This window comes from Chromobacterium sp. CV08 (genome assembly GCF_051129845.1).
In the GTDB taxonomy this organism is placed as follows: domain Bacteria; phylum Pseudomonadota; class Gammaproteobacteria; order Burkholderiales; family Chromobacteriaceae; genus Chromobacterium.
In genome coordinates, this window is sequence record NZ_CP150453.1 from 3,383,439 (window position 1) to 3,405,133 (window position 21,695).

General features: G+C 67.5%; 19 protein-coding genes. 16 read left to right on the top strand and 3 right to left on the bottom strand.

Features of this window, described 5'->3' with window-relative positions; all coding sequences use genetic code 11:
- Positions 1–95: 95 nt before the first annotated feature.
- The 6 genes from WNM05_RS15720 to WNM05_RS15745 all read left to right on the top strand — a co-directional run bounded on the left by WNM05_RS15720 (position 96) and on the right by WNM05_RS15745 (position 7,153).
- Positions 96–596, top strand: coding sequence for a MarR family winged helix-turn-helix transcriptional regulator (locus tag WNM05_RS15720; RefSeq protein ID WP_434628573.1), 501 nt, complete (start codon positions 96–98; stop codon positions 594–596).
- Between the two features lie 83 nt (positions 597–679).
- Complete coding sequence (locus WNM05_RS15725) at positions 680–1,294, top strand: glutathione S-transferase family protein (protein ID WP_434628575.1); 615 nt, start codon at positions 680–682, stop codon at positions 1,292–1,294.
- A 16-nt stretch (positions 1,295–1,310) separates the two neighbouring features.
- The gene (locus WNM05_RS15730; protein WP_434628578.1) at positions 1,311–3,296 is read left to right on the top strand and encodes a pyridoxamine 5'-phosphate oxidase family protein; all 1,986 of its coding nucleotides are present in this window, start codon (positions 1,311–1,313) and stop codon (positions 3,294–3,296) included.
- Between the two features lie 126 nt (positions 3,297–3,422).
- Positions 3,423–5,093 carry a LytS/YhcK type 5TM receptor domain-containing protein gene (locus WNM05_RS15735; protein WP_434628580.1) on the top strand — a complete coding sequence of 557 codons (1,671 nt, stop codon included), beginning with the start codon at positions 3,423–3,425 and terminating at the stop codon, positions 5,091–5,093.
- Positions 5,087–5,821 carry a LytR/AlgR family response regulator transcription factor gene (locus WNM05_RS15740; protein ID WP_434628583.1) on the top strand — a complete coding sequence of 245 codons (735 nt, stop codon included), beginning with the start codon at positions 5,087–5,089 and terminating at the stop codon, positions 5,819–5,821. The genes WNM05_RS15735 and WNM05_RS15740 overlap by 7 nt, the downstream gene beginning before the upstream one ends.
- Before the next feature lie 108 nt (positions 5,822–5,929).
- Positions 5,930–7,153, top strand: coding sequence for an L-lactate MFS transporter (locus WNM05_RS15745; protein ID WP_434628586.1), 1,224 nt, complete (start codon positions 5,930–5,932; stop codon positions 7,151–7,153).
- 391 nt (positions 7,154–7,544) lie between these two features.
- On the opposite strand, the gene WNM05_RS15750 is transcribed toward WNM05_RS15745, so the two are convergent.
- Positions 7,545–7,988 (bottom strand): YaiI/YqxD family protein, encoded by a 444-nt coding sequence (locus WNM05_RS15750; RefSeq protein ID WP_434628589.1) that lies wholly within the window; start codon positions 7,986–7,988, stop codon positions 7,545–7,547.
- A gap of 195 nt (positions 7,989–8,183) precedes the next feature.
- On the opposite strand from WNM05_RS15750, the gene WNM05_RS15755 reads away from it, so the two are divergent.
- The 10 genes from WNM05_RS15755 (at position 8,184) to WNM05_RS15800 (ending at position 19,374) form a co-directional block, all read left to right on the top strand.
- Complete coding sequence (locus WNM05_RS15755; RefSeq protein WP_434628592.1) at positions 8,184–9,353, top strand: isovaleryl-CoA dehydrogenase; 1,170 nt, start codon at positions 8,184–8,186, stop codon at positions 9,351–9,353.
- Between the two features lie 139 nt (positions 9,354–9,492).
- Positions 9,493–9,837 carry a nuclear transport factor 2 family protein gene (locus WNM05_RS15760; RefSeq protein WP_434628595.1) on the top strand — a complete coding sequence of 115 codons (345 nt, stop codon included), beginning with the start codon at positions 9,493–9,495 and terminating at the stop codon, positions 9,835–9,837.
- 13 nt (positions 9,838–9,850) lie between these two features.
- On the top strand, positions 9,851–11,449 hold the full coding sequence (locus WNM05_RS15765) for a carboxyl transferase domain-containing protein (protein ID WP_434628597.1): 1,599 nt from the start codon (positions 9,851–9,853) through the stop codon (positions 11,447–11,449).
- A gap of 10 nt (positions 11,450–11,459) precedes the next feature.
- The gene (locus WNM05_RS15770; protein WP_434628599.1) at positions 11,460–12,248 is read left to right on the top strand and encodes an enoyl-CoA hydratase/isomerase family protein; all 789 of its coding nucleotides are present in this window, start codon (positions 11,460–11,462) and stop codon (positions 12,246–12,248) included.
- A 13-nt stretch (positions 12,249–12,261) separates the two neighbouring features.
- On the top strand, positions 12,262–14,217 hold the full coding sequence (locus tag WNM05_RS15775) for an acetyl/propionyl/methylcrotonyl-CoA carboxylase subunit alpha (protein ID WP_434628601.1): 1,956 nt from the start codon (positions 12,262–12,264) through the stop codon (positions 14,215–14,217).
- A 34-nt stretch (positions 14,218–14,251) separates the two neighbouring features.
- On the top strand, positions 14,252–14,734 hold the full coding sequence (locus WNM05_RS15780) for a tetratricopeptide repeat protein (protein ID WP_434628604.1): 483 nt from the start codon (positions 14,252–14,254) through the stop codon (positions 14,732–14,734).
- 10 nt (positions 14,735–14,744) lie between these two features.
- A complete protein-coding gene (locus WNM05_RS15785; protein ID WP_434628606.1) occupies positions 14,745–15,254 on the top strand; it encodes a GyrI-like domain-containing protein in 510 nt (169 codons plus the stop codon).
- A 9-nt stretch (positions 15,255–15,263) separates the two neighbouring features.
- Positions 15,264–16,157, top strand: a complete 894-nt coding sequence (locus WNM05_RS15790; RefSeq protein ID WP_434628608.1) for a hydroxymethylglutaryl-CoA lyase — start codon at positions 15,264–15,266, stop codon at positions 16,155–16,157.
- A gap of 67 nt (positions 16,158–16,224) precedes the next feature.
- The gene (locus WNM05_RS15795) at positions 16,225–18,189 is read left to right on the top strand and encodes an acetoacetate--CoA ligase (protein WP_434628610.1); all 1,965 of its coding nucleotides are present in this window, start codon (positions 16,225–16,227) and stop codon (positions 18,187–18,189) included.
- Positions 18,190–18,519: 330 nt separating this feature from the next.
- The gene (locus WNM05_RS15800) at positions 18,520–19,374 is read left to right on the top strand and encodes an HDOD domain-containing protein (protein ID WP_434628613.1); all 855 of its coding nucleotides are present in this window, start codon (positions 18,520–18,522) and stop codon (positions 19,372–19,374) included.
- A 31-nt stretch (positions 19,375–19,405) separates the two neighbouring features.
- On the opposite strand, the gene WNM05_RS15805 is transcribed toward WNM05_RS15800, so the two are convergent.
- The gene (locus WNM05_RS15805) at positions 19,406–20,449 is read right to left on the bottom strand and encodes a sensor domain-containing diguanylate cyclase (RefSeq protein WP_434628616.1); all 1,044 of its coding nucleotides are present in this window, start codon (positions 20,447–20,449) and stop codon (positions 19,406–19,408) included.
- A gap of 247 nt (positions 20,450–20,696) precedes the next feature.
- Positions 20,697–21,644 carry a helix-turn-helix domain-containing protein gene (locus tag WNM05_RS15810; RefSeq protein ID WP_434628619.1) on the bottom strand — a complete coding sequence of 316 codons (948 nt, stop codon included), beginning with the start codon at positions 21,642–21,644 and terminating at the stop codon, positions 20,697–20,699.
- Positions 21,645–21,695: the final 51 nt, after the last annotated feature.

Below are 21,695 nucleotides of genomic sequence, written 5' to 3' on the forward strand. Positions count from 1 at the left end.
TTCAGCTTATAATCGGATCAATTAACTTGAATTCAAGATAACATTTACCTTGAATTCAAGGCAAATAAATCTTGAATTCAAGACAAGGAGCCATCATGGGCGATGCGGTGGACCGCATACTCGAACAATGGGCGCGCGAACGCCCGGACCTCGACGTCGGCCCGATGGGCGTGATCGGACGGCTGAGCCGCTGCGCCGCGCTCTTGTCGCAGCGACTGGACGAGGTATTCGCCGGATACGGCCTCAGCGGCTGGGAATTCGACGTGCTGGCCACGCTGCGCCGCGCCGGCGCGCCTTACCAGCTGGCGCCGACCGAGCTGTTCTCGTCGCTGATGGTCACCTCGGGCACGATGACCCACAGGCTGAAGGTCTTGGAGGGCAAGGGCTGGATCGTCCGCGAGGCCTGCAGCCAGGACGCCCGCAGCACGCTGGTGCGGCTCAGCGGCGAAGGCTTCGCGCTGGTGGAGCGCGCGCTGGAAGGCCATGTCGCGAACGAGCACGCGATACTGTCGGCGCTGCCGGCCCGCAGCGTCGACGCGCTGGAAAAGCGGCTGGCGGAATTGCTGGCCGCGCTGGAGCCGCCGCCAGCCGGCTGACCGCCGCCCCGCGCCGCGGCTGTTTATGTTTTTGACATTTCCAGGCAAAGTATCGGCGCCGCCATTCTTCCAAGGAGAAACGCATGAACCGTCCCGCCATCAAGCTGTATGACTTCGTCCTGTCCGGCCACAGCCACCGCGCGCGCCTGATGCTGGCGCTGCTGGGCCTGGAATACGAGGTCGTCCCGGTCAATCTGGCCGCCGGCGAGCACAAGCAGCCGGCCTTCCTCGAACTCAACCGCTTCGGCCAGATTCCGGTGCTGGTCGACGGCGACGAGGTGATCGCCGACTCCAACGCCATCCTGGTCTATCTGGCGCGCCGCTACGGCCACGGCGACTGGCTGCCGTCCGACCCGGTCCGCGAAGCCAGGGTGCAGCGCTGGCTGTCCGCCGCCGCCGGCCCGCTGGCCTTCGGTCCCGCCCAGGCCCGGCTGCATAAATGGCGCGGCGTGCCGCTGGACTACGAACTGGCCGTCAGCCGCGCCAAGGCGCTGTTCCAGGTGATGGACCAGGAGCTGGCCGAGCGCCCCTTCCTGGCCGGCGACGCCGCCACCATCGCCGACGTCGCGCTGTACACCTATACCGCGCACGCGCCGGAAGGCGAGATTTCCCTGGACCCGTATCCGCATGTCCGCGCCTGGCTGGCCCGCGTCGAGGCGCTGCCGGGCTTCCTGCCCATGCCAGCCGTCAACGCGTAGACGACAGGAACGACTGATGTCCGATACCCGCCCCATCCCGTCACCCTGGCATCCCGGCGAAGAGGAAATGCAGCGCCGCGCCGGCAGCCGGGAGAAGATGGCCGCCACCGGTCCGCGCGTGATCCGCGACCACATGCCGGAGCAGCACCGCGACTTTTTCCGCCAGCTGCCCTTCATCGTGATGGCGGCGGTGGACGAGGCCGGCAGGCCGTGGGCGGGCATCGTCGAAGGCCGGCCCGGCTTCGTCGACTCGCCCGATCCGCGGCATCTGGGCGTCGCCGCGCTGCCCAGCGCCGCCGACCCGCTGCGCGACTGTCTGCGCCCCGGCGCGGCGGTGGGCCTGCTGGGCATAGAACTGCACACCCGCCGCCGCAACCGGATGAACGGCGAGCTGACGACGCTGGACGACGGCGGCTTCGCCGTCGCCGTGGCCCAGTCCTTCGGCAACTGCCCGAAATACATCCAGCTGCGGGACTTCGAATTCTCCCGCGAGCCGGGGCCGCGCATCCTGGGTTCGGTCGAATGGATGAACGAGCTGGACGACGACGCCCGCGCCGCCATCGCCGCCGCCGACACCTTCTTCGTCGCCAGCGCCTGCCTGGACGGCGACGGCCGCTGGCAGGCCGACGCCTCGCACCGCGGCGGCAAGCCCGGCTTTGTCAAAGTGGACGGCGACACGCTGACCATTCCCGACTTCGCCGGCAACGGCTATTTCAACACCCTGGGCAATCTGCGGCTCCAGCCGCGCGCCTGCCTGCTCTTCGTCGACTTCGCCAGCGGCGACACGCTGCAGCTGGCCGGCCGCGCCGAGGTGCCGGATGACGCCCCGCCGCCGTTCGACGGCGCCGAACGGCCGTGGATCTTCCGTGTCGAGCGCGTGGTGCGCCGACGCAACGCGCTGGCGCTGCGCTGGACCTTGCGCGAGTACTCGCCGTCGGCGCTGGCCACCGGCGCCTGGCCCGGACAGGCGCCGGAGCGGCGATGGCTGCCGCTGCGGGTGGCCCGCGTCGAAGACGAAAGCGACTCGGTCCGATCCATACACCTGGAGCCGGCCGACGGCTCGGCGCCGCCGCCGTTCGCCGCCGGCCAGCACCTGAGCCTGAAAGTCGTCGGCGTCGACGGCGTGCGGCTGCGCAACTACACGCTGTCGCAAACCGGCGGCTATCGGATCAGCGTCAAGCGCCAGGGCAAGGCGTCCGACCGGCTGCACCAGCTGGCGCCCGGCGACATCGTCGAGGCGCTGCCGCCGCGCGGCGACTTCACTCTGGCGCGCGCCGACCGCCCGCTGACGCTGCTGGCCGGCGGCATAGGCATCACGCCGCTGCTGGCGATGCTGCATCAACTGACCGGGAACCCGGCCGCGATGCCGGCCACCTTGCTGGTCTACGCCACCGGCACCGTCGCCGAGCGCGCCTTCGACGCGGAACTGGAGGCGCTGCGGGCCACGGCCGCCGGCCGGCTGCGCATCGTGACGGCCGCGAGCCGGCCGGAAACCGGCCGCCGCCAGGGCAGCGACTACCAGCACGCCGGCCGCGTCGACATCGAGCTGCTGCTGCGGTCCGGCGCCGACCTCGCCGGCGACTTCTATCTGTGCGGCCCGGCCGGCTTCATGCAGGCGCTGTACGAGCAACTGACCGCCGCCGGCGTCCCCGACGAGAACATCCACGCCGAAGCCTTCGGCCCCGCCGGTCTGCTGCGCGCCGGCCAGACGGCGCCGGCGCTGCCGCCGCCGGCCGGACACGCGGTGCCGGTCCGCTTCTCGACGTCGGCCGTCGACGCCGAATGGCAACCGGGCCAGAGCCTGCTGGAACTGGCCGAGTCGCACGGTCTGAATCCGGACTTCAGCTGCCGGGCCGGCACTTGCGGCAGCTGCCGCGCCGCGCTGCTTGCCGGCCAGGCCACCTATCTGCAGCCGCCCGCATACCGGCCCCGGGACGGCGAGATTCTGCTGTGCTGCGCCTATCCGGCCGACGGCGCTGAGAAGCTGGACATCCAGCTGTGAATCCGGCCGCCGGCCCATGCCGGCGGTCTTTTCTGTCGCCGCGGGCTGGCCCGGCCGCCGCCATGGCTTAAAATACCGACCATCCCCGTTTCCAGCGTACCGCCGCCCGCGCGCGGCGGTCTTTCGATGACCGACAACCCCAATATGCTGCTGCTCGCGGTGTTCGAGCGCGCCGCGCTGATGCTGATGGCGCTGTTCTTCCTGACCCGGCTGCGGCCGTTCCAGTCGCTGCTGCGCCAGCAGGCCCACCGCCCGGCCGAGCTGGCCGCCGTCTCGCTGCTGTTCTGCCTGTTCGCCGTGTTCAGCACCTATACCGGCATCCCGGTCGACGGCTCGCTGGTCAATGTCCGCACCATCGCCATCCTGGCCGGCGGCATCCTGTTCGGCCCCTGGGTCGGCATACCGGCCGGCGTCGTCTCCGGCCTGCACCGCTACCTGATCGACATCCACGGCTACACCTCGCTGCCCTGCCTGATCTCCAGCATCTGCGCCGGCCTCTTGTCCGCCGTCATACATTTCCGCGCCGGCCGCCGCCGGCTGTGGCTGTACGGCGTCGCCGCCGGCATCGCCTGCGAGAGCCTGACCATGGCGCTGATCCTGTGCTTCACCGAGCCGGCCGTCGGCCAGGCCATCGTCGGCCATATCGCCTACCCGATGATCACCGGCACCGTCTGCATCGGCCTGATCATCAAGCTGGTGCAGGACCTGGACGACGAGAAGGAATTGCTGGCGGCGCGCCAGGCCAAGCTGGCGCTGACCATCGCCAACCGCACCCTGCCCTATTTCCAGAACGTGGACCGAGACGCGCTGGTGGAAGTCTGCACGGTGATACGCAACCATATCGGCGCCGACGCGGTGGCCATCACCGACACCCGCGACGTGCTGGCCTACGTCGGGCTGGGCAAGGACTACTACGAGCCGGCCGACCACTCGGCGATAGGCGAGATCACCCGCCGCGCGGTGCGGGAAGACCAGATCATCATCGAGAACGACCTGCGCCAGTACCGGGTGGCGGACTTCCACTCGGTCATCATCATCCCGCTGCGCGAGAACGGCCGCGTCACCGGCACGCTGAAGATCTTCTTCCGCAAGAGCGGCGGCATCACCGGCTCGCTGCGCGAGCTGGCCGTCGGCCTGTCCCAGCTGATCTCCACCCAGATGGAGGCGTCTCGGATCAAGCAATTGCAGGAGATGGCGCGCAAGGCCGAGTTCGCCGCGCTGCAGAGCAAGATCAATCCGCACTTCCTGTTCAACGCGCTGAACGCCATCTCGTCGCTGATCCGCATCCGCCCGGCCGACGCGCGGCAGCTGATCGCCCAACTGGCCGACTACCTGCGCTACAACCTGTCGCTGGGCGACACGCTGATCGATATCCAGGAAGAGCTGAAGCAGGTGCGCGACTACGTCGCCATCGAGCAGGCCCGCTTCGGCGACAAGCTGTCCGTCGTCTTCGACGTCGACGAGGTCCACGCGCGCGTGCCCAGCCTGCTGCTGCAACCCTTGGTGGAAAACGCGATACTGCACGGCATCCAGCCGCGCAAGGAGCCGGGCGAGGTGCGCATCGCAGTGAAGAGGCTGGCCGACCGCATCCGCGTGTCGGTGCGCGACACCGGCTACGGCATCAGCCGGGACGTGATGGACGGCATCGCCGAAGGCAAGGTGGAGAGCCGCAGCATAGGCCTGTCCAACGTCAACGAACGGATAAAGCTTTTGTACGGCGAGGGCCTGAGGCTGGCCCGGCTGGAGCCGGGCACCGAGGTCAGTTTCGAATTGCCGCTGGAGGACGCCGCATGCTGAAGGCGCTGATCGTCGAGGACGAATACCTGGCACGCGAGGAGCTGGCCTATCTGATCCGGGAACACAGCAGGATCGAAATCGCCGCCAGCGTCGAGGACGGGCTGGAGGCGTTCAAATTCCTGCAGGAGCATGACGTCGACGTGGTCTTCCTCGACATCAACATCCCGTCGATAGACGGCCTGCTGCTGGCCAAGAACCTGCACAAGACCGCGCGGCCGCCGCGCATCGTCTTCGTCACCGCCTACAAGGAATTCGCCGTCGACGCCTTCGAGGTCGAGGCCTTCGACTACATCCTGAAGCCGTACAACGAGACCCGCATCATCGGCCTGCTGCGCAAGCTGGAGGCGCTGGAGGCCCCGGCCCCCGCCCCGGCCGCGCCATCCACCGCCGACAGCGCGCCCCGCACCGTCAACCTGGCCAAGGGCGACAGCATCATCGTCACGCCCTGCGACGACATCTACTACGTCGAGGCCGACGAGAAGGTCACCCTGGTCTACACCGCGCACGACCGCTACGTGATGGCGATGAGCATCAGCGAATTCGTGTCTCGGCTGCCGGCCGACAGCTTCTTCCGCTGCCACCGCTCGTTCTGCGTCAACATCCACAAGATCCGCGAGATCGCGCCGTGGCAGAACAGCACCTACATCATCAAGCTGTACGACCTGAAGGCGGAAATCCCGGTCAGCCGCAGCAATATCAAGGCGTTCAGGCAGCTGATGCACCTCTGATTGCAGCTCGTTCCGCGCAACCTGCATTTCATTCCCGGACCGCGCCGACTCCATAAGTACAAGCTTATAGTCTTACTAACAGTAATGACTTTATAAGCGAGCAGCGCCATGAAGGCCCCAAGCAACGCCATCCGCTACCGTACCCTGGCCGGTACCGTCCTCACCCAGTTCGCGCTGGGTTCCGTCTACACCTGGAGCCTGTTCAACGCCCAGCTGTCGCACAAGCTGGGAGAGCCGGTCAGCCAGGTGGCCTTCGCCTTCGGCCTGCTCAGCCTGGCGCTGGCCGTCGCCTCTTCGATGGCCGGCAAGCTGCAGGAGCGCTTCGGCGTGCGCAAGGTGGCCATCGCCTCCGGCCTGATGCTGGGCCTGGGCTTCTACCTGACCTCGCAGGCCGGCAACCTGATCATGCTCTATCTGTGCGCCGGCCTGCTGGTCGGCTTCGCCGACGGCGCCGGCTACCTGATGTCGCTGTCCAACTGCGTCAAGTGGTTCCCGGAACGCAAGGGCCTGATCTCCGCCTGCGCCATCGGCGCCTACGGCCTGGGCAGCCTGGGCTTCAAATTCATCAATCTGGCGCTGCTGTCTCGCTTCGGCCTGGAAGCCACCTTCCAGCTGTGGGGCCTGATCGCGATGGCCATGGTGGTGGCCGGCGCCTTGCTGATGACCGACGCGCCGCAGCAGCCGGCCGCGGCGCAGGCAGGCGGCAGCCGCGACTACACGCTGGCCGAGGCGATGCGCCAGCCGCAGTACTGGATGCTGGCGCTGATGTTCCTGACCGTATGCATGAGCGGCCTGTACGTGATCGGCGTGGCCAAGGACATAGGCGAAAGCTTCGTCCACCTGTCGGCCGCCACCGCCGCCAATGCCGTGGCCGTGATCGCCGTCGCCAATCTGTCCGGCCGCCTGGTGCTGGGCGTGCTGTCCGACAGAATGCCGCGCATCCGCGTCATCACCATCGCCCAGGTCGCCGCGCTGGCCGGCATGCTGACGCTGCTGTTCGCGCCGCTGAACGCCGGCCTGTTCTTCGCCGCCATCGCCTGCGTCGCCTTCAGCTTCGGCGGCACCATCACCGTCTACCCGTCGCTGGTCAGCGACTTCTTCGGCCTGAACAACCTGAGCAAGAACTACGGCGTGATCTACCTGGGCTTCGGCATAGGCAGCATCGTCGGCTCCATCGTCGCCTCGCTGTTCGGCGGCTTCCTCGCCACCTTCCACCTGATCCTGGCGCTGCTGATCGTCGCGCTGATGTTCTCGCTGACGATACGCCGGCCGGACGCGGACCGGGCCGACAAGCAGGACTTCGACGCCGAGCCGCATCTGGGCAAGGCCTGAGCCTCTCCCCTTCCAGCATGACAAAGCCCCCGGATTCGGGGGCTTTTCTCATGCGATGTGATAGTGACAGCTTATTGGCTTTTCCAATTCAGGCACATGATCGTCCATGCGACCATATCCCCTTCAGCACGCGCCGGTAAAAAAGCGCCTGGCCAGGTTTTAAGACGCCGACTTGTTCGACGCCGCGCGACGGTAGCGCGCGGCTAGTTTCGGCGGCTCCTGGCCAGGCGCTTTTTTACCGGGGTTTCACGGGCTGCAGGGGCGGCCTGGGGGTGTCGGGGGGCTGGCCGCGCAGCCCCCTGACCCGCCTACCAGGCGGAATTAGTGCCAGGACATCATCACCCTGCGGCCATGGCTTAAGGGAACGCCCGGCCTGAGCCGGACTTCCGCCCTACCGCCGCGCCAGCCAGATATCCAGCTGGCGGGCAAACGCCTGCCGGTCCGCCTGGCTCAAGGGCGGCGGTCCCTCGGTCTGCACGCCGCTGGCGCGCAGATTGTCCATGAAATCGCGCATCGTCAGCTGGGCGGCGATGGTCTCCTTCGAGAAGGCGTCGCCGCGCCAGTTCAGCGCCTGCGCGCCCTTGCTTAACACTTCGGCCGCCAGCGGGATGTCGCCGGTGATCAGCAGATCGTCCGGCGCGATGCGGCGGGCGATCTCGTTGTCGGCCACGTCGAAGCCCTTGGGCACCTGCATGGCGCGGATATTGGGCGCCTTCGGCACCGTCAGCAGCTGGTTGGCGACGAACACCAGCTCCGCGCCGGTACGCTGCGCCGCGCGGCACAGCACTTCCCGTATCACCTTCGGACAGGCGTCGGCGTCTACCCAGATCGTCATCGCAATCCTTCCCTTCCTGATGCAAACGGCCATGATACCCGCCAACGCGGCAAACAGTGTCGATGGCGCGGCTTGTGCGAGCGCCGCTCAGCCCGGCCTCCATCGCCCCGACATATTGACGTTTACGTAAACGTAAGTGATGATACGATCATCAGGCGCCGCCAGCCGCGCCGCACGCCCAACGAGGAGAACCCCATGTACAGCAGCCTGCGCTTCGCCTTCGGCGAGACTTACGACCTCCTGCGCGAATCGGTGCGCGACTTCGCCGAACGCGAGATCGCCCCGCGCGCCGCCGCCATCGACCAGGACAATCTGTTCCCGGCCGACCTGTGGCGCAAGTTCGGCGAGCTGGGCTTGCTCGGCATCACCGTCAGCGAGCAGTACGGCGGCGTGGACATGGGCTACCTCGCCCACATGATCGCGATGGAGGAGATCAGCCGCGCCAGCGCCTCGGTGGGCCTGTCCTACGGCGCGCACTCCAATCTCTGCGTCAACCAGATCTACAAGAACGGCAACGACGCGCAGCGCGCGAAATATCTGCCCAAGCTGATCTCCGGCGAACACGTGGGCGCCTTGGCGATGTCCGAGCCCAACGCCGGCTCCGACGTGGTCAGCATGAAGCTCAAGGCCGACAAGACCGACGGCGGCTACCTGCTCAACGGCAGCAAGATGTGGATCACCAACGGCGGCGACGCCGACACGCTGGTGGTCTACGCCAAGACCGACGTCAACGCCGGCCCCAAGGGCATCACCGCCTTCATCATCGAAAAGAGCTTTGCCGGCTTCAGCCACGGCAGCAAGCTGGACAAGCTGGGCATGCGCGGCTCCAACACCTACCCGATCTTCTTCGACAACTGTTTCGTGCCGGAAGAGAACGTGCTGGGCGGCGAAGGCAACGGCGTGAAAGTGCTGATGAGCGGCCTGGACTACGAGCGCTCGGTGCTGGCCGCAGGCCCCCTGGGCATCATGCAGGCCAGCCTGGACATCGTCGTGCCCTACCTGAACGACCGCAAGCAGTTCGGCCAGCCGATAGGCGACTTCCAGCTGATGCAGGGCAAGCTGGCCGACATGTACGTCAAGCTGTCCGCCAGCCGCGCCTACGTCTATGCCGTCGGCCAGGCGCTGGACCGCGGCGAGACCGGCCGCCAGACCCGCAAGGACGCCGCCGGCGCCATCCTGTACGCCGCCGAGAACGCCACCCAGCTGGCGCTGGACGCCATCCAGTGCCTGGGCGGCAACGGCTACATCAACGAATACGCGACCGGCCGCCTGCTGCGCGACGCCAAGCTGTACGAGATCGGCGCCGGCACCAGCGAGATCCGCCGCTGGCTCATCGGCCGCGAACTGATGGCCGAAACCCGGTAGTCGCGGCGGACAAAGGGGCCGATGCCGCGTTGCGCCGCCTGGCCGTACGATTTGTACTGTCTGCGGCGGCGCGCCTTGCCTCAGCCCCTTTCTCCACCACGAGCCGGCCTATCTCAGCAACGCTGGAAGAAACCAGAACATGAACGCCGCCGAACGCATCGTCCAGACGCAGCTTGACGCCTACAACGCCCGAGACCTGGACGCTTTCGCCGCCTGCTACGCCGACAACGTCAAGGTCTACCGGCTGCCCTCCATGGCGCTGAGCCTGGACGGACGCGCCGCGCTGGCCGAGCACTACGCCGCCAAGCGCTTCAACCTGCCAAAGCTGCACGCCGCGCTGCTGCACCGCATCGTCCACGGCAGCCGCGTCATCGACCATGAGGACGTGACGCTGGACGGCGAAAGCCGTTTTCGCGCCGTCGCCATCTACGACGTCAACGCCGACGGCCTGATCGCCGCCGTCTGGTTCGTCGACGCCGAATGACAAGGTAAACCACATGCCCATCCTCGAATCCAAGCTGTCGCCGCGCGCCGCGGACTTCGTCGCCAACGCCGACAAGATGCGCGCGCTGGTCGACGATCTGAAAGACAAGGTCGCCCAGGCCGCGCAGGGCGGCGGCGAAAAAGCCCGCGCCAAACACACCGCGCGCGGCAAGCTGTTGCCGCGCGAGCGCATCGACCTGCTGCTCGATCCCGGCGCGCCTTTCCTGGAGCTGTCCCAGCTGGCCGCCTACGGCATGTACGGCGGCGACGCGCCCGGCGCCGGCATGATAGCCGGCATCGGCCGCATCAGCGGCGTCGACTGCCTGATCATCGCCAACGACGCCACCGTCAAGGGCGGCACCTATTACCCGATGACGGTGAAAAAGCATTTGCGCGCGCAGGAGATCGCCCGCGACAACCGTATTCCTTGCATCTATCTTGTTGACTCTGGCGGCGCCTTCCTGCCGCTGCAGGACGAGGTGTTCCCGGACAAGGAGCACTTCGGCCGCATCTTCTACAACCAGGCCAATCTGTCGGCCGCCGGCATTCCGCAGATCGCCGTGGTGATGGGCAGCTGCACCGCCGGCGGCGCCTATGTGCCGGCGATGAGCGACGAAACCGTCATCGTCAAGGAACAGGGCACCATCTTCCTCGGCGGCCCGCCGTTGGTGAAGGCGGCCACCGGCGAGGTGGTCAGCGCCGAGGAATTGGGCGGCGGCGATGTACACACAAAAATATCCGGCGTGGCCGACCACCTGGCCCAAACCGACGCCCACGCGCTGGCCATCGCCCGCCGCATCGTGTCGGACCTGAACTGGAAGAAACAGGGCGAGCTGGACCGCGCCGAGCCCAGGCCGCCGCGCTACGCCGCAGAGGAAATCTACGGCGTGATCCCGGCCGATCCGAAAAAGCCGTTCGACGTGCGCGAGATCATCGCCCGCCTGGTCGACGATTCGGACTTCGACGAATTCAAGCAAAACTACGGAAATACTCTAGTAACGGGCTACGCCCGTTTAAATGGGTACCGCGTCGGCATCCTGGCCAACAACGGCATCCTGTTCAGCGAATCGGCGCTGAAGGGCGCCCACTTCGTCGAGCTGTGCTGCCAGCGCGGCATCCCGCTGATCTTCCTGCAGAACATCACCGGCTTCATGGTGGGCAAGAAATACGAGAACGGCGGCATCGCCAAGGACGGCGCCAAGCTGGTGACGGCGGTGGCCTGCGCCAAGGTGCCCAAGTTCACCGTGCTGATAGGCGGCAGCTTCGGCGCCGGCAACTACGGCATGTGCGGCCGCGCCTACTCGCCGCGCTTCCTGTGGATGTGGCCGAACAGCCGCATCTCGGTGATGGGCGGCGAACAGGCCGCCGGCGTGCTGGCCCAGGTGAAGAAGGAACAGCTGGGCGACGCCTTCACGCCAGAGCAGGAAGAGGCGCTGAAAGCCCCGGTGCGCCAGCAGTACGAGGAACAGGGCCATCCGTACTACGCCAGCGCCCGGCTGTGGGACGACGGCGTGATCGATCCGGCCCAGACCCGCGACGTGCTGGCGCTGGCGCTGGACGCCGCGCTGTCGGCGCCGATCGAGCAGACGCGCTTCGGCGTGTTCCGGATGTGAGGAGCCGATGATGAGCTACACCACGCTGCAGATCGAACAACAGGGCAAGGTGGCCACCGTCTGGCTGAACCGGCCGGAGCTGCACAACGCGCTGAACGAGGTGCTGATCGCCGAATTGACCGAGGCGATGCGCCAGCTGAACCGCAAGCCGGACGTGCGCGTCATCGTGCTGGCCGGCCGCGGCAAGAGCTTCTGCGCCGGCGCGGACCTGGACTGGATGCGCCGCGCCGCCGGCTACAGCGAGGCGGAAAACCTGGCCGACGCGCAAAAGCTGGCGGCGATGCTGAAGGGCATCTACCGTAGCGCCAAGCCTGTGATCGCCCGCATCCACGGCGCGGCGATGGCCGGCGGCACCGGCCTGGCGGCCGTCTGCGACGTTGCCATCGCCACCGACGCCGCCAAGTTCGCGCTGACCGAGGTGCGGCTGGGCCTGATCCCGGCCACCATCGGTCCCTACGTCGCCGACGCGATAGGCTGGCGCCAGGCCCGGCGCTACTTCCTGTCGGCCGAGCGCATCACCGCCGGCACCGCGCTGAAGCTGGGCCTGATCCACGAGCTGGTCAGCGAGGAAATGCTGGACGCGCGGGTAGCCGAAGTCGCCGAGGAGCTGGCCAAGGGCGCGCCCGGCGCCTTGCGCGAAGCCAAGCTGCTGCTGGCCGAGCTGCGCGAAGGCTCGCCGTGGGACGACCAATTGCTGGAACGCACCGCCGGCCGCATCGCGGCCATACGCGCCGGCGACGAGGCGCGCGAAGGACTGGCGTCATTCTTCGAAAAACGCGCGCCCAAGTGGCAGGAATAACAAGGATAAGGCCATGTTCAACAAGATTCTGATCGCCAACAGGGGTGAGATAGCCTGCCGCGTCATCAAGACCGCCAAGGCCCTGGGCATCGCCACCGTCGCCGTCTACTCCGACGCCGACGCCGGCGCCCGCTTCGTCAAGCTGGCCGACGAGGCCTACCGCCTCGGCCCGGCGCCGGCCGCCGAATCCTATCTGCGCGCCGACCTGATCCTGGCCATCGCCAAACAGAGCGGCGCCCAGGCGGTACACCCCGGCTACGGCTTCCTGTCCGAGAACGAGGACTTCGCCGCCGCCTGCGAGGCCGCCGGCGTCGCCTTCATCGGCCCGCCGGCCTCGGCCATCGCCGCGATGGGCAGCAAGTCCGCCGCCAAGGCGCTGATGGAGAAGGCCGGCGTGCCGCTGGTGCCCGGCTACCACGGCGACGAACAGGATCCGGCGCTGCTGCAACAGCAGGCCGACGCCATCGGCTACCCGGTACTGATCAAGGCCAGCGCCGGCGGCGGCGGCAAGGGCATGCGCATCGTCGAGGCGGCGGGCGACTTCGCCGCCGCCCTCGCCTCCTGCCAGCGCGAGGCGCGCGCCAGCTTCGGCGACGACAAGGTGCTGGTCGAGAAATACCTGACCCGCCCGCGCCACGTGGAGATCCAGGTCTTCGCCGATACACTGGGCGGCTGCGTCTACCTGTTCGAGCGCGACTGCTCGGTGCAGCGCCGTCACCAGAAAGTGCTGGAAGAAGCCCCGGCCCCGCACCTGCCGCCATCCACGCGGGAAGCGATGGGCCAGGCCGCCGTGGCCGCCGCCCGCGCCGTCGGCTATGTCGGCGCCGGCACCGTCGAGTTCATCATGGATGTCGACTCCGGCCGCTTCTACTTCATGGAAATGAACACCCGGCTGCAGGTCGAACACCCGGTGACCGAGATGATCACCGGCCAGGACCTGGTCGCCTGGCAGCTGGCCGTCGCCGCCGGCGGCGCGCTGCCGCTGGCTCAGGAACAGTTGGCGATACGCGGCCACGCGATAGAGGCGCGCATCTACGCCGAAGACCCGGACAAGGGCTTTCTGCCGTCCACCGGCACGCTGGTCCACCTGGCGACGCCGGACGAATCCGAACACGTGCGCATCGACACCGGCGTCGAGCAGGGCGACGCCATCTCGCCGTTCTACGACCCGATGATCGCCAAGCTGATCGTCTGGGGCGAGACCCGCGAAGCGGCGCTCAGGCGGATGGACGCCGCGCTGGCCCAGTACCGGGTGGTGGGCCTGTCCAGCAATGTCTCCTTCCTGCGCCGCATCGTCGGCCATCCGTCCTTCGCCGGCGGCCATGTCGACACCGGCCTGATCGCCCGCCACCACGACGAACTGCTGCCGCCGCCCGCCGCGCCGACGGCCAGGCAGCTGGCCTTGCTGGCGCTGGCCGAGGCCCTGGCCGGCCAGGCGCCCTACCCGGCCCCGGCCGGCTGGCGGCTGAACGGGCAGTTGACGCGCCGCTTCGCCTTCCGGCGCGACGAGGAGGACTACGGCGTCGAGCTGTGCCATCAGGACAACGGCTACCTCGTCCGCGTCGGCGCGGCCTGCTTCGCCGCCGACGCCCGCCTCGCCGACGGGCAGCTGGACGCCGTGCTGGACGGCGTGAAGATCAAGGCCGTCGTCGTCCGCCACGGCGCGCAGCGCGCGCTGTTCGAAAACGGCGGGCGCCTGGCCGTCGATTTCGTCGACCCCTACGCCTACACCGAGGCGGGCGCGCACGGCGAAACCCACCTGAAGGCGCCGATGCCGGGCCGGGTGGTGGCGCTGCTGGCGGAGATAGGCAAGAAGGTGGCCAAGGGCTCGCCGCTGCTGATCCTGGAGGCGATGAAGATGGAACACACCATCACCGCGCCCGGCGACGGCGTGGTGCAGGACTTCTACTTCGCCGCCGGCGAACAGGTCAACGATGGTGACGAGCTGGTCGACTTTGCCGCAGAATGACGAAGTCATTCATAACGGCAAAAAAGGACTAACCATGCATATCGCTCTGGAAAACATCCAGCAACTGCGCCAACGCGGCGAGCACGAGACCGCGCGCCAGCAGACGCTGGAACTGCTGCGCCACCAGCCGCAGCACGCCGATCTGCATTACCTCGCCGCCTGCATCCACGACAGCCTGGGCCTGGAGGCGGACGCCATCCCCCACTACCAGCAGGCGCTGGAGCTGGGCCTGAGCGGCGAGACCGCCGCCGAGGCCTGGCTGGGGCTGGGCAGCAGCCACCGGGCGCTGGGCCGTTTCGACGAGGCGGAGACCGCGCTGCAGGAAGGTCTGCGGCAATTCCCGGAACACCACGCGCTGCGCGCCTTCCTGGCGATGGCGCAATACAATCTGGGCCGGCACAAGGAAGCCACGCAGGGCCTGCTGGCGCTGCTGGCCGACGGCAGCGCCGACCACGGCATACGCGCCTACCGGCGCGCCATCCACTTCTACGCGCAAGATCTTGACCGCACCTGGTAACGAGACCGACATGGACCCCGTCATCATCAACCATCCCGGCCTGTCGTTGGCAGGCTACAGCATCGCCACCAGCAAGGAGAACGGCGACAATCTGCGCCGGATCCCGGCCTTCTGGAACGACTACGCCGAGCGGCTGCGCCAGCCGCTGCTGGACGCGCTGGGCAAACCGGACGCGCCGGAATACGGCGTGGTCTGCGACTTCGATCCGGAGACCAGCGCCTTCCGCTACCTGATCGCGATGGAATGCCCGGCCGACGGCACGCCGCCGCCGGACAGCGAGCGCCACAACGTCGCGCCGGCCAAATACGCGGTGTTCACCACGCCGCCGGTATCGGAACCGGCCCGCTTCGGCCAGGCCATCACCGAAACCTGGCAGCACATCTACCAGTGCTGGCTGCCGGCGTCGACCCGCTGGGAGCACGCCGCCGGCGAGACCTTCGAGCGCTACGACGAACGCTGCGTCCCCGGCCGGCCCACCTTGCAGATGGACATCTACATCCCCGTCCAGCCCAAGCGCTGAAGGAAAGCCATGCAAAGCGTCAAGATAGTGGAAGTGGGTCCGCGCGACGGGCTGCAGAACGAAAAGCAGTCGCTGGACGCCGCCGTCAAACTGGAACTGATACGCCGGCTGGCCGCCAGCGGCCTTTCCACGATAGAGGCCGGCGCCTTCGTCTCGCCGAAATGGGTGCCGCAGATGGCCAACAGCGCGGCCGTGCTGACCGGGCTGGACCTGGCCGGCCCGCTGTCCTATCCGGTGCTGGTGCCCAACGACCAGGGCCTGGACGCCGCGCTGGCCGCCGGCGTGCGCGAAATCGCCGTGTTCGGCGCGGCCAGCGAAAGCTTCAGCCGCAAGAACATCAACGCCGGCATCGCCGAAAGCCTGCGGCGCTTCGAAAGCGTGTGCCGCCGCGCGCTGGATGCCGGCCTGAAGGTGCGCGGCTACGTGTCCTGCGTCGTAGGCTGCCCGTACGAGGGGCGGATCGCGCCGCAGAAGGTGGCGGAGGTCGCGCGGGCGCTGGCCGATCTGGGCTGCTATGAGATCTCGCTGGGCGACACCATAGGCGTCGGCACCCCGGCCTCCGTGCGCGAAATGCTGGACGCGGTGCTGGACGCGCTGCCGGCCGAGCGGCTGGCCGGCCACTTCCACGACACCTACGGCATGGCCGTCGCCAATATCCGCGCCGCGCTGGACGTCGGTCTGAGGGTATTCGACGCCTCGGTGGCCGGACTGGGCGGCTGCCCGTACGCGCGCGGGGCCTCCGGCAACGTCGCCACCGAGGACGTGGCCTATCTGCTGGCCGGCGAGGGCTACCACACCGGCATCGATCTCACTACACTGGTGGATGCCGCCTGGTTCATCGCCGACGCGCTGGGGAAAGCCCCCGCCTCCAAGCTGGCACACGCGCTCGGCCGCCAGGGCTAAACCATACCGGCGGGTCCGCCCATCCAAGCAAACAAAAGCAATATCGCGGGCCGCCACAGGAGAAACCATGCAAGCAAGCAATACCCCTATCTGGACGCCGTCGGCCGGCCGCGTGGCCGGCAGCCATCTGACCGCCTTCGCCCGCCTGGCCGAAACCGCCTGCAACCAGCCGCTGCCGGACTACCGCAGCCTGTGGCAGGCCAGCGTGGACGACCCCGGCCGCTTCTGGTCGCTGGTCTGGGACTACTGCGGCGTCATCGGCGACAAGGGGTCGGTCGCGCTGGAGAACGGCGACAATATGCTGGCCGCCCGCTTCTTCCCGGAAGCGCGGCTCAACTACGCGGAAAACCTGCTGCGCCGCGACGACGACACGCTGGCCGTGGTCTTCCGCGGCGAGGACAAGATCGAACAGAAGCTGTCCTGGCGCGAATTGAACCAGCTGGTCTCCCGGCTGCAGCAGGCGATGCGCGCCGGCGGCGTCGCCGCCGGCGACCGCGTCGCCGGCTTCATGCCCAATATGCCGGCCACGCTGGCCGCGATGCTGGCCGCCGCCAGCCTGGGCGCCGTGTGGACCAGCGGCTCGCCCGATTTCGGCACCGACGGCGCGCTGGACCGCTTCGGCCAGACCGAGCCCAAGCTGCTGTTCTGTCCGGACGGCTACTGGTACAACGGCAAGGCGGTGGACATCCGCGCCAAGATGATACACTTGGCGGAAAAGCTGCCCAGCGTCGCACGCATCGTCGTCGTGCCCTACCTCAGCGCCGACGGCGCCGACTTCGCCGCCGCCGTGCCGCGCGCGCAGACGCTGGACCGCTTCCTCGCCGGCTTCGACGCCCGCCCGGTGGAATACGTCCGCCTGCCGTTCAACCATCCGCTGTACATCCTGTATTCCAGCGGCACCACCGGCAAGCCCAAGTGCATCGTCCACGGCGCCGGCGGCACGCTGCTGCAGCATCTGAAGGAACACCAGCTGCACGCCGACGTCCACCAGGGCGACCACCTGTTCTACTTCACTACCTGCGGCTGGATGATGTGGAACTGGCTGGTCAGCGGCCTGGCCTCCGGTGCGGCGCTGATGCTGTACGACGGCTCGCCGTTCGCCGATGACGGCCGCGTGCTGTGGGACTACGCCGCCGAACACGGCTTCACCCATTTCGGCACCTCGGCCAAATACATAGACAGCCTCAGGAAGACCGAGATCGTGCCGGCGCGCGACTGGCATCTTTCCAAGCTGCGCAGCCTGTTCTCCACCGGCTCGCCGCTGGTGGCGGAAAGCTACGACTGGGTGTACGACAACATCAAGGCCGACCTGAACCTGGCCTCGATCTCAGGCGGCACCGACATCGTCTCCTGCTTCGCGCTGGGCGCGGCCACGCTGCCGGTCTACCGCGGCGAGCTGCAATGCCGCGGCCTGGGCATGGCGGTGGACATCTATGACGAACAGGGCCGCGCCGTCGTGCAGGAAAAAGGCGAGCTGGTCTGCGTCAAACCGTTCCCGTCGATGCCGATAGGCTTCTGGAACGACAAGAACGGCGAGAAATACCGCCAGGCCTACTTCGGCCGCTTCGCCGGCATCTGGTGCCACGGCGACTACGCCGAGCTGACCGCCCACGACGGCGTGATCATCTACGGCCGCTCCGACGCGGTGCTGAACCCCGGCGGCGTCCGCATCGGCACCGCCGAGATCTACCGCCAGGTGGAAGTCTTCCCGGAAATCCTGGAAAGCCTGGCCGTCGGCCAGACCTGGCAGGACGACGAGCGGGTGGTGCTCTTCGTCAAGCTGCGCGACGGCGTTCAGCTTGACGAGGAGCTGACCGGCCGGATCAAGGCCCAGATCAAGAGCGGCGCCAGCCCGCGCCACGTCCCGGCCCGCATCGTCGCCGTCGCCGACATTCCCAAGACCGTCAGCGGCAAGATCGTCGAATTGGCGGTGAAGAACGTCATCCACGGCCGCCCGGTCAACAACGTCAGCGCGCTGGCCAATCCGGAAGCGCTGAAGCTGTTCGAAAACCTCAGCGAGCTCGGCGAATAAACCGCCATCGGCCCGATCGGAAAACGAGGACCGCGGTCCTCGTTTTTCTTTTGACGCCGCCAAGAAAACTTCTGATCCTGCGTCGCGCCTCCTTGTCGTACTACTTGTACTGCCTGCGTCGGCGCGCCTTGGCTCAGATACGCTGCGCGGTTTTGTTAGCGGCTCTTAATATCCCGGCGGCGCTTATTCGCCAAATATTTTGCAAGCGCCGAATGCGGCAAGCTGAATTATCATGAATTAATGGGGCAGATCGATTTCGGGTCGCAAATGCGGGCATAATCTTCAGGAGAACAACAACGCGGGGCGCGACGATTTTCGGAGCGGACAGACATGTTGAATCGGCAACAGCGCAGTTGGAGCGTAGAGCAGTGGGCGGCCTATCTGAAAGACAGGGAGATTCCCGTTCTATCGGCGACGCGGGATATTTTCCAGTCTCTGAAATCGCAAGGCCAGGACGCCCCCGAGTTTTCGCCGAGAGAACTGGTGGAAATGGTTCACGACGATCCCTATCTGGCCGTCAAACTGCTGATAGAGGCCGAACGGCACCGTTCCCGGCGCCTGGGCAACGAGACCACCACGCAGCTGGCGACGATATTGCAGATAGGCAGCAACGAATTGTATTCGATGATAGCCAGAAGCCCCGTCGTCGACGTCGATCATCCCGGCTGGCGGGCGGCGGTCGCCACCGCCGTCATGGCCTCCGGCATTGCGCGCGCCTGGTCGAATTTCCGCTCCGACACCTCGCCGGAGGAAATCTCGCTCGCCACGCTGCTTTCCGAAACCGGGGAATTGCTGCTGTGGCATTTCGCGCCGGAATTGCCGACCGAGGCCATCGCCGAATTCGAAGCCGGCCGCGCCAACCGCACCGGCCTGGCCCAATTGAATACCGCCGGCTTCACCTTCCGCCAATTGACGCTGGTCCTGTCCGACGTCTGGCAATTGCCGCAGATGATCAGCCAGCTGATCCGCGGCGTGGACCGGCCCCGCACCCATATCGCCCAGACCGCCATAGACTGCGCCCGCCACCTGACGCAAAACCCGGACAACCCGGCGCTGCCGTCCGACATCGGCCATATCGCCCAATATATTCCGGGCGTGCCCAAGGAAAAGCTGATCTCGGCCCTGCCCCTGTCCGACGAGCAAAAGGCCTGCCTGCTGGCGGCGCTGCCGCAGGAGGCGGAATGAGGAAGCGGCCGCCCGGCCCCGCGCCGGCGGCCTAGCCGCGCCGTTTCCGGGCCAGCTTCACCGCGTACATCTCCTGGTCCGCCAGCTTGACCGCCGCCGCGCTGTGCATGCCGAACGGCGCCAGCGCCACCACGCCGACGCTGGCGCCGGCATACGACAGCTTCTGCCCGTCCAGCATGTAGTCGCCTATGCTGGCCTGCGCCAGCCGCTGCTGCAGCTCGCGCGCGGCGACCGCCGGCTCGCCGTCGCCGATCCGCTCCCCCGGCACGCCGGCGTGGATCCATTCCGGTCCCCGCCCGATGACGACGAACTCGTCGCCGCCGACGCGGCCCAGCATGTCGCCGCCGCGCAGCGCGGCCTGCAGCCGGCCGGACACCGCCTGAAGGAAGTCGTCGCCGGCCTGGTGGCCGAAGCGGTCGTTGATCTGCTTGAAGCCGTCCAGGTCTATTCCGCCGACCAGGACGCTGCCGCTGGAGCGTTCCGCCTGCGCCAGCATCCGCTCCAGCTCGTCGAACAGCGCGCGCCGGTTCGGCAGACCGGTCAGCGCGTCGGCCAACGCATAGGCGGCCAGCTGGGCGTTGGCCGCCTGCAGGTTCTGCACCAGCATCTCCCGCTCGATGAAGTTGGCCACGATATTGGCGAACAGCTGCAACAGGGCCTCGGTTTCCTCCGGCACAGGCAGCCGACGGGCGCTGGCTGCGCACAGCGTGCCCAGCAGGCCGCCGTCGGCGTCGCGCACCGGGGCGCTCAGATAGGTCTTGATGCCCAGCTGGCGCGCCGCCTCCGAATCGCCCCACAGCGTTTCCACCTCATTGGTCGCCGTCAGTCCCATGTCCAGCGAGCGCTTGCACAGCGTGTCGTCCCAGGGCACGCTCAGGCCCTCGGGAATCTGCATCTTGCCGATATTGCGCGCGTAGCGCACATGCTGCAGGCACAAGCCCAGCTCGATGCTGGTCAGATAGGTGGACTCCATGCCGGTGATATTGCCCAGCATCTCCAGCAAGGGCCGGATCAATTGATCGACCGTCTTGGCGGTGCTGAGGGAGAGGGAGAGTTGAGAGAGAACCGCGTCCATGCCTGCTTTCATCCTGACGTCATAATGACTGGGCACTGTAGAGCAACTGCGGCAAACCGCCTAGTGCCTTGTCACGACCCATCCCCGCCGGCAAGCCGGCGGCCAAGCCCGCGCCCTCCTTCGGGCGCGGATCATCCGCCCGTTTCGACACCGGCGGTTTGACCCATTCATTGTAGAAGGCCCGGCACCGGGCTCAAAGCATCGCGGAGCGTAGACAGGCCAGGCATCCGCCGCGAGGCCGGATCGCTCACCGGCCGCGGCTCTCGCCGCGCCTTTCAAGCGACAACGGCCGTCGATCCAGCGCCTGGCCGTCCGTCGCCTGCCCCCCCTCCCGAAACGCCTTTCGGTACGCGGCCGGACTCATGGACTTCATCGCGCGGAAACGGCGATTGAAGTTAGCGATGCTTGCAAACCCCACGTGTCCGGCAATGGCGGACACCGGCTGCGCGGTGTCCGCCAGCAGACGGCAGGCATGGCCGATGCGGACGCGGGCCAGGTACTGGCCGACGCTCTCCCCCAGATGCTGCCGGAAATAGCGGTTAAGGGAGCGGACGGACAGATTGCCCGCGGCGGCCAACCGGCCCGGCGTCAGCCGCTCGGCAAAGCACGCGTCTATGGTGGCCAGCACCCGGTTGATGCGTTCCGGCTGATGGCCGGACGGCCTGCCCGGCGACGGCGGTTGAAACGCGCCGGGCGAAGCCAGCGCCTGCGCGTCCGCATCGGCCAGCAGACACAAGAGCTCAAGCGCCGCCGACAGCCGCTGCCTGGGCTGCGGCGACAGCAGCTTGCCGCGCAGCGCGCAGGCCCGGGCCGCGGCGTCCGCCGCAAACGCCAGGCCGCATCCGGCCCGCCGCAATAGCGTCAACAGCGGCGCGAACTCCGGGCAGCAACTCGCCAGCCGGCGCGCCCACTCGCCGCCGAACCACAGCACGATCGCCTGCTGCGGCCGGTGCTCCACGATGGCCCGCTTCGACGACCAGGTGTGCGGCAGATCCGGCGGCACCAGCACCAGATCGTTGTCCGCATAGTGGCACACGCTGTCGCCGACATACCGCGTGCCCTGGCTGTTCAAGGTCAGCGTCAGCTCGTATTCCGGATGGTGATGCAGCTCGAACGGAATCCGCTGCAACTGGCGGTGATAGACGCGTATCGAGCAGCCGTCGGCGATATCGATATATTCAAAGGCGGTTCTCATGGCCAAATCCGCAAACTATCTGGCCGAATAGTATCACCGGCCGCCAGCGGG

Bases quoted from the DNA above. Each gene is read 5' to 3' on its own strand.
- WNM05_RS15750 (WP_434628589.1), bottom strand. From the start codon at position 7,988: ATGACGATCTGGGTAGACGCCGACGCCTGTCCGAAGGTGATACGGGAA.
- WNM05_RS15810 (WP_434628619.1), bottom strand. From the start codon at position 21,644: ATGAGAACCGCCTTTGAATATATCGATATCGCCGACGGCTGCTCGATA.
- WNM05_RS15770 (WP_434628599.1), top strand. From the start codon at position 11,460: ATGAGCTACACCACGCTGCAGATCGAACAACAGGGCAAGGTGGCCACC.
- WNM05_RS15780 (WP_434628604.1), top strand. From the start codon at position 14,252: ATGCATATCGCTCTGGAAAACATCCAGCAACTGCGCCAACGCGGCGAG.
- WNM05_RS15760 (WP_434628595.1), top strand. From the start codon at position 9,493: ATGAACGCCGCCGAACGCATCGTCCAGACGCAGCTTGACGCCTACAAC.
- WNM05_RS15735 (WP_434628580.1), top strand. From the start codon at position 3,423: ATGACCGACAACCCCAATATGCTGCTGCTCGCGGTGTTCGAGCGCGCC.
- WNM05_RS15775 (WP_434628601.1), top strand. From the start codon at position 12,262: ATGTTCAACAAGATTCTGATCGCCAACAGGGGTGAGATAGCCTGCCGC.
- WNM05_RS15790 (WP_434628608.1), top strand. From the start codon at position 15,264: ATGCAAAGCGTCAAGATAGTGGAAGTGGGTCCGCGCGACGGGCTGCAG.
- WNM05_RS15730 (WP_434628578.1), top strand. From the start codon at position 1,311: ATGTCCGATACCCGCCCCATCCCGTCACCCTGGCATCCCGGCGAAGAG.
- WNM05_RS15725 (WP_434628575.1), top strand. From the start codon at position 680: ATGAACCGTCCCGCCATCAAGCTGTATGACTTCGTCCTGTCCGGCCAC.
- WNM05_RS15805 (WP_434628616.1), bottom strand. From the start codon at position 20,449: ATGGACGCGGTTCTCTCTCAACTCTCCCTCTCCCTCAGCACCGCCAAG.
- WNM05_RS15755 (WP_434628592.1), top strand. From the start codon at position 8,184: ATGTACAGCAGCCTGCGCTTCGCCTTCGGCGAGACTTACGACCTCCTG.
- WNM05_RS15740 (WP_434628583.1), top strand. From the start codon at position 5,087: ATGCTGAAGGCGCTGATCGTCGAGGACGAATACCTGGCACGCGAGGAG.
- WNM05_RS15785 (WP_434628606.1), top strand. From the start codon at position 14,745: ATGGACCCCGTCATCATCAACCATCCCGGCCTGTCGTTGGCAGGCTAC.
- WNM05_RS15800 (WP_434628613.1), top strand. From the start codon at position 18,520: ATGTTGAATCGGCAACAGCGCAGTTGGAGCGTAGAGCAGTGGGCGGCC.
- WNM05_RS15720 (WP_434628573.1), top strand. From the start codon at position 96: ATGGGCGATGCGGTGGACCGCATACTCGAACAATGGGCGCGCGAACGC.
- WNM05_RS15795 (WP_434628610.1), top strand. From the start codon at position 16,225: ATGCAAGCAAGCAATACCCCTATCTGGACGCCGTCGGCCGGCCGCGTG.
- WNM05_RS15765 (WP_434628597.1), top strand. From the start codon at position 9,851: ATGCCCATCCTCGAATCCAAGCTGTCGCCGCGCGCCGCGGACTTCGTC.
- WNM05_RS15745 (WP_434628586.1), top strand. From the start codon at position 5,930: ATGAAGGCCCCAAGCAACGCCATCCGCTACCGTACCCTGGCCGGTACC.